The sequence below is a fragment of the Intestinimonas sp. RTP31139st1_F5_RTP31139_211217 genome (genome assembly GCF_040226735.1).
Lineage (GTDB): Bacteria > Bacillota > Clostridia > Oscillospirales > Oscillospiraceae > Intestinimonas > Intestinimonas butyriciproducens.
Genome location: NZ_JBCOAQ010000028.1, coordinates 15,416 through 28,314, shown reverse-complemented (window position 1 = coordinate 28,314; position 12,899 = coordinate 15,416). Strand labels below are relative to the sequence as shown.

Here is a 12,899-nt window from a genome sequence, read left to right as displayed (position 1 = left end):
TGAAAACGCACGGGGCGCGCCGACCGGCGCGCCCCTTGGATTATGCGGTTTCGGTCTCCGGCGCACCCCCGTCCGCGCCGTCCTTCGAGGGGGCCCTCCCTGTGCCCTGCACCCAGCCGATCAGGGCGGAGGAGAGGGTGACGGTGATGAGGGAATAGAGAATACGGGAGGCGGAAATATAGGAGAGGGATAGCGCCAGTACGGTAAGGTCGGTGAGGAGATAGCACCGGGCGATGGGCCAACGGGCTACATGGGAGATGCACAGGGCCAGGGCATCGTCGCCGCCGCAGGCTCCGCCGATGCGTACCACCAGCCCCACGCCCAATCCCACGAAGAGGGCGCCGGCCACGGCGGCGATGGCGGGGTAGGCGGAGAGGTCGGGCAGGAGGGGCGGAAACTGCTCCCACAGGGCATGAAAGCCGGCGAAGGCCAGACTGGCCGCCAGCGCGTACCGGGCAAAGGCGTTCCCCAGAAAGCGCCAGGCCAGCAGATAACAGGCGATGTCCATCAGAGGGCTGGTGACGGAGGGGGAGAATCCAAACCAGTGCTGAAGGAGCAGCGTCATGCCCAGCACACCTCCCTCGGTGACGTTGGTGCGCTCATGGATGTTGTAGAGCCCGAAGGACAGGATGCCCGAGCCCAGTAAGATGATTCCGTAGGTAAATACAGTTTTGTTCCACGTTCCGCTGTGGGAGGACATAATAAAACTCCTAACTCGATTTGATCGGGGATATGGCGGAGACCGACGCCGTCTGCCGCGGGGATACGGCGCTTGTTCCCTATGATATCAGAAAGGACTCCGTCCCGGCAAACCCGATGGCGGAGACTCAAACCGAATAGGACGGGATAGAGGCGGATAGGGACAAACGGCGTGCGCGGTCCTCCCATCTGCGCCCGGTTCCTGCGATTTCAGAAAGGATGCGAGGTCCATGTTAGAGTGGAAAAGCCAGGAGAAAGCCATCACGCAGGAGGAAGAAGGGGCCTGCAAACGGGAGATCAAGGCCATCCAAAAGGAACTGGCGGCCCTCCAGCAGCCCATAAAACAGGCAGGACTGCCGGTGCTGCTGATCTTTGAGGGCTGGAGTGCGTCGGGGAAGGGGAGCATCATCTCCAAAGTGATCTCGGAGCTGGACCCTCGGGGCTACCAGGTGTGGTCCTATGCCGATCCCACCGACGAGGAGGGGAGGCGCCCCCTGCTGTGGTCCTTCTGGAGGGATCTCCCACCCAGGGGAGAGATGGCGGTGCTGGACCGGAGCTGGTACAGCCGGGCGCTGACCCGGCTGGAGGAGGACCGGGCGGCCGCCTCCGGTCTGGTGGAGTCCATCAATACCTTTGAGCGGCAATTGGGGGACGACGGCTATCTGATCCTCAAGTTCTTCCTGAACATCAGCCGGAGGGAGCAGAAGCGGCGGCTGGAAAAACTGGCGGACCATGGGGCCACAGCTTGGCGGGTCACGGACCGGGACTGGAGGAGGAACCGGGAGTATGCCGCCAGGGCGGAGGTCACGGAGCTGCTGCTCCAGGCCACCAACCCCGTGCATGCCCCCTGGCATGTAGTGCAGAACGAGGACAAGACCCGGGGAACGCTGGAAGTGCTGCGCAGAGTGCGGGACGCGCTCCGTGCCGCCCTGGAGGATGGCGCGCCGCGGCCTCTCCCTCCGGAGCAGGCGCCCTGGCCGCTGCGCGCCATGCCCCGGCTGAAGGATGTGGATCTCTCGCCGAGCACCACGGAGGAGGCATACCGGGCAGAACTGAAGCGGGAGCGCAAGAAGCTTCAAAAGCTCCACAGCCGTCTCTATCGGGAGAAGGTGCCCGTGGTCCTGGGCTTTGAGGGATGGGATGCATCCGGCAAGGGGGGTGCGATCCGCCGGCTCTCCTGGGCGCTGGACCCCAGGGGCTTTGATGTGGTGCCCATCGCCGCGCCCACCCCGGAAGAGCTCTCCAGACCCTATCTGTGGCGTTTCTGGCGGCAGCTTCCCAAGGACGGCCATGTGGTCCTCTTCGACCGTACCTGGTATGGCCGGGTCATGGTGGAGAGGGTGGAGGGCCTCACCCCTGAGGCGCGGTGGAGCATGGCCTATGACGAGATCAACGAGTTTGAGCGGGAGCTGAGCCGGTGGGGGGCCGTAGTGCTGAAATTTTGGCTCCAGATCGACCAGGATACCCAGCTCCGCCGGTTTGAGGACCGGCAGAGCACGCCGGAGAAACAGTACAAGATCACGGAAGAGGACTGGCGCAACCGAAAGAAATGGCCGCAGTACGAGCTGGCGGTGGACGAGATGCTGCAAAAGACCTCCACCGAGTACGCCCCCTGGATCCTCGTGGAGGGGAACGACAAAAAATATGCCCGGCTGAAGGTGCTCAGGACCGTGCGCAAGGCCCTGGAGCGGCGCCTGGACGGTTAGCTCCCGGTCCGTCCGGGTGAAAACAGACGTATGAACAAATTGAAAACAAGGGCGCAGGCGCATATTTTGGCATCTGCAAAAGGTGGACAGAGCGGGCGGAGGATGGTACAATAGCAGCAACTGTCATCCCGGGACGGGACAATAAAGGAGAACTTGTCAAATGAAATTTCAAAGACCCATGCGCGCGGCGGCTCTGCTGCTGGCATTGACCCTGACGCTGAGCCCCGCCGCTGGCGCCATCTCTGTGGAGCAGGCCAGGGAGATCCTGCGGGAGTACTACATCGACGAGATCCCCGAGGAGATCTTGGCCCTGCCCACCATCGACGAGATCACCAACGCCTTGGGCGATCCCTACACCTACTATATGACCGCCCAGCAATTCGAGGACTTCCAGAAGAACCTAGGGGACAGCGATGTGGTGGGGATCGGTGTGATGGTGGAGTCCACCGCGGACGGTCTGAAGGTCACCAGCGTGGCCCCGGATTCCCCCGCCTCTCAGGCCGGGCTGAAGATCGGGGATCTTATTGTGGCCGCCGACGGCGTCACGGTGGAGGAGGCCGGCAGCACCGAGGCGCTGGCCACGCTGATCCGGGGGGAGGCCGGCACCAGGGTGACCATCACCGTGGAGCGGGACGGCGCCCGGACGGAGCTCGATATGACACGCGCCGAAGTGGTGTTCCCCACGGTCACCGGCGAAGTGGTGGACGGCCACATCGGCTGGCTGGAGTGCACCAGCTTCGGCGAGAACAGCGGCTCCTATTTCCAGACCTATATCACCGAGGAGGACGAGCAGGCGGACCGCTGGGTGGTGGATCTCCGGGGCAATCCGGGCGGCGAGGCCACCTCGGTGGTGGAGGCGGTGGGCCATGTGCTGGGCAACCGCACTGTGGCCTATCTGGTGGACCGGGAGGGGAGCATGAGCTCTTGGACGCCCAACCCCTTTCCTGTGGAGACGCCGGGGCTCATCGAAGAGCCCTTGGTGGTCCTGGTAGACGCCAACTCCGCCAGCGCCTCCGAGCTCTTTGCCGCCTCTATGCGGGATTACGATTATGCGCTCATCATCGGCACCCGGACCTTCGGAAAGGGAATTGCCCAGAGCGTGCTGGGACTGGATGACGGTTCGGTGATGCGCGTAACGACGCACCGATACTACTCGCCCAATTATGTGACCCCCGACCGCTCCGGTGTACTGCCCGACTTGGTGGTGGACGCCGACCTGGCCGACGAGGTGGCGCGCCTCCTCTGCGGCGAAGCCGCGGCGGAATCGCCCGATGTGCTGGTCCTGGAGCTGGCGGGGCAGGAGTGGTATGTCCACAAAGAGGCTGCCCTCAGCGCCGACTATGCCCCCGCTTTTGCCGAGCTCCTCTCCGCCTTGGCCCCCGGCACGCCCATGACGCTCGACGGCGAGTCCGTGGACCCGGAGACGGTCTCCGCAGACTGGGAGACCGAGTATGTCTCCCGCTGGATGGAGGATGTGGAGGACTCCCCCTATGCCGAGGAGATCAACGCTCTGGCCGCGCTGGGAGCGGTGCAGGGAGATGAGAACGGCAGCTTTCTGCCCGAGGAGCCCCTTACCCGGGCGGAGCTGGTCAGTCTGATCACACAGGCCATGGGCTACTGGTGCTGGACCAACCAGGGCCGGGCACCCTTCACCGACGTATCGGAAGAGAGCTGGTACGCCACGGCGGTGGACATCACCTATCACTTGGGACTGGTCCAGGGCAATGAGAACGGGGAGTTCGACCCGGATGCGCGCATCGACCACCAGCAGTTCATCACCATCCTGGCCCGCATGGGCCGGCGGGCGGACCTGAAGGTGGGCTGGCGGCTGGACAGCGTCACCGACGAAGAGCTGGCCGCTCCGGACGTCCAGAAGTTCGCCTCCTGGGCCCGGGAGGCCGCCGTTGCGGCGGACAGCCTCGGCCTGCTCGCCGACGACCTTGCGGACATTGATCCCAACGCTCCCACCACCCGGGAGGAGGCCGCCGCCATGGTCTACCGCCTGATGTCCTATTCCGGCATCCTCACCCCGGCGGCGGGCGCGTAACGGAAAATTTGTAAAGCGCGGGAACATTCTCTGCGCCCGCGCGTCCAAAAGACGAAAGACGCATAAGGAGGAATCAGACCTTGAAAAAGCCCAAACTGCTGAAAACGGCCCTCACTGCGGCGCTTGCCGCGACGCTGCTCCTGCCCTGTGCGGCCGCCGGGGCGGAGATGAGTGCGAAAGAAGGCGCGGCGGAACAGCCCGCCTACACGCTGATGCAGCGGAGCGAGAGCTTCCCCATCCAAGTCTGGGGCCAGGCCGCTGAGCTGGGAGACAACAGCCTCACGCTGCAAAATGACAACGAAGGGGCTGCCTATGCCAAGATCGTGGTGAATGTGGAGGAGGACACAAAGATCCTGGATGCCGTTACCGGAGAGGAGAAGTCCTTTGCGGACATCCGGAAGAATGAGATCCTCTATGCCTGGGTGGGGCCGGCCATGACCAAGAGCCTGCCACCCATCGCCTCCGCATCGATCATCCTGTGCAATATTCCCGCGGATTTCGGCGTGCCCACATATGCCGAGGTCCAGAGCGTGGCAGAGACCGAGGCCGGTGTGGACGTGTATGTAAGCGGGGATGTGGTGCTCCATCTGACCGGCGAGACCCAGTATCTGGCCGGACCGGGCAATACCTGCGGTACCGTGAGCGCCGCCGACCTCTATCCCGGTGTGCGCATCCTCTCCTGGTATGACGTCGTGACCATGAGCCTGCCCGCGCAGGCTGCGCCCGGCAAGGTGATGGTATTCCCCTCCGCCTATGCGGGCTGGGTCACTGCGGAGGGACTCTCCGTGTCGGTGAACGGCGAAGCACTGGAGCTCTCCGGCGCCAGCGCGGCCAGGGTAGAAAACGACCGCCTTCTGGTCCCCGTCCGCAAGGTGGCCGAGGCGCTGGGATACCAGGTCTCCTGGGAGCCCTATACCAACCGTGTCACGGTCTCCGAGGGGGAGGGCGAGCTCTACCATTTCACCATCGGAGAGGAACAGGCCGCCAAGGGCGACGTAACGGTAGGTCTGGTGGCCCCCACCCAAGCGGTGGACGGCGTCACCTTTATGGCCTTGGACGACCTCATCAGTCTCCATGTGCTGAAACTGGAGAGCAACTGGTTCTGAACCATTCGACAGACATCCAAAGGCCGCGTCACGATGTGACGCGGCCTTTTCCATTCCATCTTGATTTGCGATGCGTTTTTCAGGAGAGCAGTAGTTTATCATCGGCCTCTGTTGAGCCGCTGACCTTGCTGAACATCTCCAGCAGGCCCTCCACGGTGAGCTTTTTCTTCGCCTCACCTGCCACATCGATGGCGATACGGCCCTCATACATCATGATGAGGCGGTTACCATGGGCAATAGCGTCCCGCATATTGTGGGTGATCATCAACGTGGTGAGCTTGTCTCGCTGGACGATTTTCTCGGTGGTGTCCAGCACCTTGGCCGCCGTCTTGGGGTCCAGGGCGGCGGTGTGCTCATCCAGCAGGAGGAGCTTGGGCCTTTGGAGGGTGGCCATCAGCAATGTGAGGGCCTGGCGCTGGCCTCCGGAGAGAAGGCCCACCTTGGAGGTGAGGCGGTTCTCCAGGCCCAGGTCCAGGATCTTGAGCAGCTCCCGGTAGCGCTCCCGCTCCGCCTTGGTGATGCCGGCGCGGAGGGTGCGGGCCTTGCCGCGGCGCATGGCCAGGGCGAGATTCTCCTCGATCTGCATGGTGGCGGCAGTGCCCATCATGGGGTCCTGGAACACCCGTCCGATGAATTTGGCCCGCTTGTGCTCCGGGAGTCTGGTTACGTTCGTTCCGTCGATGGTGACGCTCCCCTCGTCCACCTGCCACACCCCCGCCACCGCGTTGAGGAGGGTGGACTTTCCCGCGCCGTTTCCGCCGATTACCGTGACAAAATCGCCGTCGTCCAGGGTGAGGGACACGCCGTTGAGGGCTGTTTTTTCATTGACTGTCCCGGCGTTAAAGGTTTTATAGATGTTTTGGATCTCAAGCATGGGTGACTCCCCCCTTCTTCACGGGCTTGGAGAAGTATTTCCCTTTCCAGTACGGAACGGTAAGGAACACCGCCACAATGAGGGCGGAGAGCAGCTTCAGGTAGTTGGAGTTGATGCCGCTCAGGCTTACCACGGCCTGGATCACCACATAGTAGATGATGGAGCCGATGGCCACGGCCAGCAGCTTCAGGCCGAAGTTGCGGAAGAGCTTGCCGAATACCACCTCACCGATGATCACGGCGGCCAGGCCGATGACAATGGCGCCGCGGCCCATGTTGATGTCGGCGAAGCTCTGGTACTGGGCCAGCAGGGCGCCGGACAGCGCCACCAGTCCGTTGGAGAGGACGAGACCCAGCACCTTATTGAAATCCGTGTTGATACCCTGTGCGCGGGCCATGTTAGGATTGGCGCCGGTGGCTCGGAGCGAAGAGCCCAGCTCGGTGCCGAAGAACCAGTACAGAACGGCCACAATGACCACGGTAAAGGTGCCCACTACAAAAATGGGGTGCTGCCAGAAGGGACGGGTCCCTTTGGATACATCCTGCAGATAGCGCAGGGAGACCAGAAGCTCATAGTTGTTGACGTTCAGGGACTGGTTGGCCTTCATGCCCATGATGGCAAGGTTGACCGACCACAGCCCCAGCTGCGTCAGGATGCCGGCCAGGATGGCGGGGATTCCGCAGGCCGTGTGGAGCACACCGGTCGCAAGTCCGGCCAGCATGCCCGCCAGAATGGCACACAGCAGGGAGAGCCATACGTTGTGGCCGGCCACCATCATCATGACGCCCACGGCGCCTCCTGTACAAAAGGAGCCGTCCACCGTCAGATCGGCGATATCCAGCAGCTTGTAGGTGATATACACGCCGATGGCCATGATGCCCCAGACCAGCCCCTGGGATATGGCGCCGGGGAGTGCGTTGAGAAAGCTCGTCAATTCCATTTCCCCCAATTCCGGAGGCAAAGCGTCCGCCCCGCCTCCAAATGTCAATATACGTCGACAGTATAGCAAAAAACAGCCGGAAAAGAAAGACCCTTTCCGGCTGTTTTTTCAGTTGAGAAAGAATCCCGCTTATTCCATGTCGATGGCGACGTAATTCTCGGGCAGGGTGAGACCCAGCGCCTCGCAGATGACAGGGTTGTACTTGGGGGTGAAGTTCTCGGCGTAGGCGATGGGCATGGAGGAGATGTCGGCCTCGCCGGTGAGGATCTGGGCAGCCATTTTGCCGGTGGTCACGCCCAAGTCATAGTAGCTGATGGAGAGAGTGGCCACGCCGCAGCCCTTGGCAATCCCCTCTTCACCGGCCACCACCGGGACCCCGGCGGGCTGACAGATGTTGTCCACGATGCCGGTGTTGGAGGCTACGGTATTGTCGGTGGGTACGTAGATCACGTCGGAGGCGTCGCAGGCGGTCTGGGTGACGGCGGCGGCATCATTGGAGTCGGCGAAGGGGTAGAGCTCACAGGTGTAGCCCAGCTTCTCCAGCTCGGCCTTCACGGTGTCCACCTGATACTGGCTGTTGGCCTCGGCGGAGCAGTAGATGAGGCCCACCGTTTCGGCATCGGGGAAGAGCTCGTAGATCATGGCGGCCTGCTGGTCCAGCGGGGCCAGGTCGGAGGTGCCGGAGACGTTGCCGCCCACGGTGCCGTCAAAGCCCTGGATATTCAGGGCCACGCCGTACTCGGTGACGGAGGTGCCAAGAATGGGAATGTCGGCGGTGGCGGCGGTGGCGGCCTGGAGGGCGGGAGTGGCGTTGGCCAGGATCAGGTCCACGCCGTCGGCCACGAAGCTGTTGACGATGGTGGAACAGGTATTGGAGTCGCCTGCGGCGTTCTGGACGTCAAATTCGACCTGGCCGGGCAGGGCCTCGTTGAGGGCATCCATGAAGCCCTGGGTGGCGGCGTCCAGCGCGTCGTGGGTGACCAGCTGGCAGATGCCCACGGTGTAGGTCGCTCCCTCGGAGGGGGCGGCGGTATCGGTGGGCGTGGAGGTGTCCGCCGGTGCGGGCGTGGAGGCGGCATTACCGCTGGAGCAGGCGGCCAGAGACAGGGTCATGGCGGCGGCGGAGAGAAGAGCCGTCAGCTTAGACAGGTTTTTCATGTGATTCATCCTTCCTTTATGTATACCTTGTACCTGCTTTAGTGCTTTTTGGTGCTAAAGTATTGTCTGTATTATAACCCATTATCTTGAAATGTCAATGCTTAATTTTTTATAAAATGGGGAGGAGGGGCCGGTTGCGAGTAGACTTTTCCCTCGCTGTGTGGTATCATGAGGGACAATGATTCTTAAATGATAATGGAGGCATTTGCCTTGCGGACAGACATTCTGGGCGTTGGTTTTGACGACCTCACCCTGGAGGAAGCGGTGGCCAGGGGGACGGCCTTTCTGGAGGAGGACAGGTTCCACTATGTGGTCACCCCCAATCCGGAACTGGTGGACCGGGCCAGCCGGGAGGGGGCCTTCCGGGAGGCCCTCAACGGAGCCGATCTGGTGCTTCCGGACGGTATCGGCGTGATATATGCCGCCAGGATCCTGGGCCGCCCCCTGAAGGGGCGCTGCCCGGGCATCGATTTTGCCTCCGGACTCATGGCATCCATGGCGGCTGGCGGAAAGCGGCTGTATCTGCTGGGCGCCAAGCCCGGCGTGGCGGAGGCGGCCGCCCGGAACCTGGAGGCGAGATATCCGGGACTCTCCATCTGCGGCACGCACGACGGATACTTTCAGGAGGACGGCCCGGTGGTGGAGGAGATCCGCCGCTCCGGCGCCGACGCGGTCTTTGTCTGTCTGGGGGCGCCAAAACAGGAGTACTGGATGCGGGAACACGGTCCGGCGACCGGGGCCCGGCTCATGGCCGGCCTGGGCGGGAGTCTGGATGTATTCGCCGGCGTGGTGGAGCGGGCCCCTGAGAGCTGGCAGAAGATGGGCCTGGAGTGGCTCTACCGCCTGATGAAGGAGCCCAGCCGCATCGGCCGCATGGCCCGGCTGCCCCTGTTTCTGGCCTCGGCCCTGGGCGAGCGGTGCAAGCGGAAAGGTGGATGAGGATGGAAGGAAAGCTCATTGTGCTGGAGGGCACCGACGGGTCGGGAAAGTCCACCCAGTTCTCCCTGCTGTGCAGGCGCATGGAGGCGGAGGGCCCGCCCTTTCATCGCATCGTTTTTCCCCAGTATCAGGAGCCCTCTTCCGCTCTGGTGCGGATGTATCTGGGGGGGGAGTTCGGCTCCAGCCCCTCTGATGTGAACCCCTATGCCGCCTCTACCTTTTACGCGGTGGACCGCTATGCGGCCTGGAAAAAGGTCTGGGGCCGGGACTACGCGGCGGGAAAGCAGATCCTCTCGGACCGCTATACCACCTCCAACGCCGTCCATCAGACCGGCAAGCTGCCGGAATCGGAGTGGGAGGACTTTTTGCGCTGGCTCTTCGATTTTGAATACGGTAAGCTGGGGCTCCCCGAGCCCTCGCTGGTGCTGTATCTGGACATGCCCACGGAGCAGGCGGTGGAGAACCTCCGCCGCCGGGAGAGAGAGACCCACACCACCGGGGATATCCATGAGGTGGACACCGCCTATCTGGCCCGGTGCCGCCGGGTGGCCCACAAGGCCGCCGAGCTGTGCGGCTGGGAAAAGATCGCCTGTGTGGACGGGGCGGGAAAGCTCCGCCGGCCGGAGGAGATTCACCGCGAGATCTGGCGATTGGTAGAATCTAAATTGTAATTGCGGCAAGAAATATAACTGGAGGGAATCTGGATATGGTATATATTCTGTTGGGCGAAGGGTTTGAGGAGGCCGAGGCGATCCTCCCGGCCGATCTGCTGCGCCGGGCGGGGGTGGAGGTATCCCTGGTGGGGCTGGAGGGCCCTGTGGTGACAGGGAGCCACGGCATTGCCGTCACCGCCGATGTGACGCTGGAGCAGGTGGACGCCGAGGCCATGGAGATGCTGGTGCTCCCCGGCGGCCTGGGGGGCGTGGCCTCCATCCAGATGGACCTCTTTGCCACCGCGCTGATCCAGAAGGCCAGCGATCGGGGCTGCTGGCTGGGCGCCATCTGCGCCGCCCCCTCCATACTGGCCCACATGGGCATTTTGGACCGCCGCAAAGCGACCTGCCACCCCTGCGTGCTGGACGAGATGGGGTCCGCCGCCGTCCGGCGGGACGAGCAGGTGGTGGTGGATGGACGCATCGTCACCGCACAGGCAGCGGGAGCGGCCTTCCCCTTCGGCCTCAAGCTGGTGGAGGTCCTCAGAGGCCGCGAGGCCGCGGAGCAGGTCCGGGATGCAGTCCTGTACCGGGGCTAAGGACATCCTCCGGAGCCGGATGCGGGCGGCGGCGGCCGCTCTGACGCCGGAGGCGCGAAGGGCCGGCGACCGGGTCCTGGCCGACCGGCTGCTGGCCCTGCCGGAGCTGAAGGGGGCGGAGACCGTGCTGCTCTTCTGCGGTGTGGGGACCGAACCGGACACCAGGCCCATTGCGGAGGCCCTGTGGGCGGCGGGAAAACAGGTCCTCTTTCCCAAGTGCCTTCCCCATCGGCGGATGGAGGCCCGGGCCGTAAGGGGTATGGAGGAGCTTGTCCCGGGCGTCTTTGGGATCCCGGAGCCCGGGGGGGACTGCCCTGCGGTGGAGCGGGGAAAAATAGACATGGTCCTGGTCCCCGCTGTGTGCTATGACCGGAGCCGGTTCCGGCTGGGACAGGGCGGCGGGTACTATGACAGATATCTCTCCGGCTATGGCGGCGCCACTGTAGGCCTGTGCAGGGACGCGCTCCTGCTGGAGCGCGTCCCGAGGGAGCGCCACGATCTGCCGGTGGAGCGGGTCCTCACCGAGAGCCTGTGCCTGTAGGGGGGCCTGTCCGGTCCGCGGACAGGCGGCGGGCGGGGCCCCCCCCCCCCCCCCGCGCCCGGAGGAATACAGAGGCTAAGTAGGCTGGCTAAGTGGTGCGTGGGGGATCAGCAGCAGGAGTCGCAGCCGCAGTTGTTGTTGCAGCCACAGCCGCAGTTGTTGCCGCAGCCGCAGCCACAGTTGTTGCCGCAGCCGCAACCACAGCTGTTGCCGCAGCCGCCCCAGCTTCCGCCGCCGCAGCAGCAGCAAATGAGGATGATGATGAGGATGATCCAGCAGCAGCTACCATTGTTACCAAACATGAGAACAAACACCTCGCTTTAAATTTTGGAGGGCCGCTCCGGCGTTTGACCGGCGCCTTGCCTTCCAACTGGCCCATTCTATGTAGGCCGCGGCGAAGTGGTTCCCCGGCGGGCCGGGAACTTTTCAAAGGGCATGAAGGAGAAATCATATGGCATACGAGGAAAGAAGGCCGGCGGGCCGTCGGCAGGAGCAGCCTAGGGAACGGGCCGTCGGCAGGACACCCCGGAAGAAGCGCCGCAGGCGGGGCAGCGCAGGGGGGACCCTGCTGTATGTGGCCTTTGTCATCGGCATTTCCACGCTGCTGGCCGCTGTGGGCTGGGTGGCCGCCAACGACGTGCTGGCGCTCAACAAGGAGGAGCGCTCGGCCATCATCACGGTTGCGGAGGGAGAGACCTTCAATGAGGTAGTGGACGACCTGAAGGAAAACGGCCTCATTGAATTCAAGTCGGTGTTCCACCTCTATTCGGTCTTTTCCCACGCCGCGGATAAGATTACTCCGGGGACCTACCAGCTCGATACCAATATGGACTACCGGGCCATCGTCACCAACCTGGGCTCCAAGTCGCCCAACCGGCAGAAGGTGACGGTCACCATCCCCGAGGGCTTTACCGTGGCCCAGATCTTCGGGCGGCTGGAGGAATACGGCGTATCCACCGTGGCCAAGCTCAACGATATGGCCTCCACCCACGATTATAATTTCTCCTTCCTCAAGGAGATCCCGCTGGGCAGCCCGGACCGACTGGAGGGCTACCTCTTCCCGGACACCTACGAGTTTTATCTGGGCGAGGACCCCAAGACCGCCATCAACAAGATGCTGGTCAACTTTGACCGGCGGTTCGACGACGAGATGCGGGCGGCGGCGCAGGAGAAGGGATACTCCGTCCGGGATATCGTCATCATTGCCTCCATGATCGAGAAGGAGACCGACGGCACAGACCAGGCCCACATTGCCTCCGTCATCTATAACCGCCTCACCAACACCAGCGCTGAGACGGTGGGCCTGCTGGGCATCGATGCCACGCTGGTCTATGCGCTGGGCCGCCCCATCACCCAAGACGACTATCAGACCGCAGACACGCCCTATAACACCTATAAGTATCAGGGCCTGCCCCCCGGACCCATCTCCAATCCCGGCATGGTGGCCATCCGTGCCGCCATGAATCCGGACAGCACCAGCGATTACTATTACGTTCTGGGCAACGACGGCAAGCATCACTTCTTCAAGACGCTGAAGGGTCAGCAGGACTTCATCGCCCAGCAGCAGGCGGAGAAGCGCAGCGGGTAACACAGGATTGGAGGGGGCGGGCGAAGAAAACGCCCGCCCCCGTTTTCAC

Annotated in this window: 13 protein-coding genes; 8 read left to right on the top strand and 5 right to left on the bottom strand. The window is 63.2% G+C overall.

Annotated features, from left to right (window positions below):
* Positions 1–40: 40 nt before the first annotated feature.
* Positions 41–700 carry a YitT family protein gene (locus ABUA09_RS14080; protein WP_278905056.1) on the bottom strand — a complete coding sequence of 220 codons (660 nt, stop codon included), beginning with the start codon at positions 698–700 and terminating at the stop codon, positions 41–43.
* Between the two features lie 229 nt (positions 701–929).
* Between ABUA09_RS14080 and pap the strand changes: the two genes are divergently transcribed.
* The 3 genes from pap to ABUA09_RS14065 all read left to right on the top strand — a co-directional run bounded on the left by pap (position 930) and on the right by ABUA09_RS14065 (position 5,558).
* A complete protein-coding gene (gene pap / locus ABUA09_RS14075; RefSeq protein WP_195607890.1) occupies positions 930–2,405 on the top strand; it encodes a polyphosphate:AMP phosphotransferase in 1,476 nt (491 codons plus the stop codon).
* Positions 2,406–2,565: 160 nt separating this feature from the next.
* Positions 2,566–4,452: a S41 family peptidase gene (locus ABUA09_RS14070; RefSeq protein WP_075703453.1), complete on the top strand. Its 1,887-nt coding sequence runs from the start codon at positions 2,566–2,568 to the stop codon at positions 4,450–4,452.
* An 80-nt stretch (positions 4,453–4,532) separates the two neighbouring features.
* The gene (locus tag ABUA09_RS14065; protein WP_075703454.1) at positions 4,533–5,558 is read left to right on the top strand and encodes a copper amine oxidase N-terminal domain-containing protein; all 1,026 of its coding nucleotides are present in this window, start codon (positions 4,533–4,535) and stop codon (positions 5,556–5,558) included.
* A 79-nt stretch (positions 5,559–5,637) separates the two neighbouring features.
* Here the strand turns inward: ABUA09_RS14065 and ABUA09_RS14060 are convergent, their stop codons facing one another.
* From ABUA09_RS14060 to ABUA09_RS14050, 3 genes are all read right to left on the bottom strand, one after another.
* The gene (locus ABUA09_RS14060) at positions 5,638–6,432 is read right to left on the bottom strand and encodes an ABC transporter ATP-binding protein (protein ID WP_075703455.1); all 795 of its coding nucleotides are present in this window, start codon (positions 6,430–6,432) and stop codon (positions 5,638–5,640) included.
* The gene (locus ABUA09_RS14055) at positions 6,425–7,372 is read right to left on the bottom strand and encodes an ABC transporter permease (protein ID WP_033116388.1); all 948 of its coding nucleotides are present in this window, start codon (positions 7,370–7,372) and stop codon (positions 6,425–6,427) included. Before ABUA09_RS14055 ends, ABUA09_RS14060 begins: the two co-directional genes overlap by 8 nt.
* A 129-nt stretch (positions 7,373–7,501) precedes the next feature.
* The gene (locus tag ABUA09_RS14050; RefSeq protein WP_075703456.1) at positions 7,502–8,530 is read right to left on the bottom strand and encodes an ABC transporter substrate binding protein; all 1,029 of its coding nucleotides are present in this window, start codon (positions 8,528–8,530) and stop codon (positions 7,502–7,504) included.
* A gap of 210 nt (positions 8,531–8,740) precedes the next feature.
* Here ABUA09_RS14050 and ABUA09_RS14045 point away from each other — a divergent pair, with 210 nt between their 5' ends.
* From ABUA09_RS14045 to ABUA09_RS14030, 4 genes are read left to right on the top strand one after another with little or no spacing between them, the layout of a single operon-like run.
* A complete protein-coding gene (locus ABUA09_RS14045) occupies positions 8,741–9,469 on the top strand; it encodes a WecB/TagA/CpsF family glycosyltransferase (RefSeq protein WP_195973894.1) in 729 nt (242 codons plus the stop codon).
* A gap of 2 nt (positions 9,470–9,471) precedes the next feature.
* On the top strand, positions 9,472–10,140 hold the full coding sequence (locus ABUA09_RS14040) for a dTMP kinase (protein ID WP_279204408.1): 669 nt from the start codon (positions 9,472–9,474) through the stop codon (positions 10,138–10,140).
* Between the two features lie 35 nt (positions 10,141–10,175).
* Positions 10,176–10,721 carry a DJ-1 family glyoxalase III gene (locus tag ABUA09_RS14035; RefSeq protein ID WP_033116384.1) on the top strand — a complete coding sequence of 182 codons (546 nt, stop codon included), beginning with the start codon at positions 10,176–10,178 and terminating at the stop codon, positions 10,719–10,721.
* A complete protein-coding gene (locus tag ABUA09_RS14030; RefSeq protein ID WP_033116383.1) occupies positions 10,699–11,262 on the top strand; it encodes a 5-formyltetrahydrofolate cyclo-ligase in 564 nt (187 codons plus the stop codon). The genes ABUA09_RS14035 and ABUA09_RS14030 overlap by 23 nt, the downstream gene beginning before the upstream one ends.
* 107 nt (positions 11,263–11,369) lie before the next feature.
* On the opposite strand, the gene ABUA09_RS14025 is transcribed toward ABUA09_RS14030, so the two are convergent.
* The gene (locus ABUA09_RS14025) at positions 11,370–11,564 is read right to left on the bottom strand and encodes a hypothetical protein (RefSeq protein WP_033116382.1); all 195 of its coding nucleotides are present in this window, start codon (positions 11,562–11,564) and stop codon (positions 11,370–11,372) included.
* A gap of 149 nt (positions 11,565–11,713) precedes the next feature.
* Between ABUA09_RS14025 and mltG the strand changes: the two genes are divergently transcribed.
* Positions 11,714–12,850 carry an endolytic transglycosylase MltG gene (gene mltG / locus ABUA09_RS14020; RefSeq protein WP_033116381.1) on the top strand — a complete coding sequence of 379 codons (1,137 nt, stop codon included), beginning with the start codon at positions 11,714–11,716 and terminating at the stop codon, positions 12,848–12,850.
* Positions 12,851–12,899: the final 49 nt, after the last annotated feature.

Excerpts from the sequence above, each read along its gene's own strand:
- ABUA09_RS14080 (WP_278905056.1), bottom strand. The coding sequence starts at position 700 with ATGTCCTCCCACAGCGGAACGTGGAACAAAACTGTATTTACCTACGGA.
- pap (WP_195607890.1), top strand. The coding sequence starts at position 930 with ATGTTAGAGTGGAAAAGCCAGGAGAAAGCCATCACGCAGGAGGAAGAA.
- ABUA09_RS14070 (WP_075703453.1), top strand. The coding sequence starts at position 2,566 with ATGAAATTTCAAAGACCCATGCGCGCGGCGGCTCTGCTGCTGGCATTG.
- ABUA09_RS14060 (WP_075703455.1), bottom strand. The coding sequence starts at position 6,432 with ATGCTTGAGATCCAAAACATCTATAAAACCTTTAACGCCGGGACAGTC.
- ABUA09_RS14055 (WP_033116388.1), bottom strand. The coding sequence starts at position 7,372 with ATGGAATTGACGAGCTTTCTCAACGCACTCCCCGGCGCCATATCCCAG.
- ABUA09_RS14050 (WP_075703456.1), bottom strand. The coding sequence starts at position 8,530 with ATGAAAAACCTGTCTAAGCTGACGGCTCTTCTCTCCGCCGCCGCCATG.
- ABUA09_RS14040 (WP_279204408.1), top strand. The coding sequence starts at position 9,472 with ATGGAAGGAAAGCTCATTGTGCTGGAGGGCACCGACGGGTCGGGAAAG.
- ABUA09_RS14035 (WP_033116384.1), top strand. The coding sequence starts at position 10,176 with ATGGTATATATTCTGTTGGGCGAAGGGTTTGAGGAGGCCGAGGCGATC.
- ABUA09_RS14030 (WP_033116383.1), top strand. The coding sequence starts at position 10,699 with ATGCAGTCCTGTACCGGGGCTAAGGACATCCTCCGGAGCCGGATGCGG.
- ABUA09_RS14025 (WP_033116382.1), bottom strand. The coding sequence starts at position 11,564 with ATGTTTGGTAACAATGGTAGCTGCTGCTGGATCATCCTCATCATCATC.
- mltG (WP_033116381.1), top strand. The coding sequence starts at position 11,714 with ATGGCATACGAGGAAAGAAGGCCGGCGGGCCGTCGGCAGGAGCAGCCT.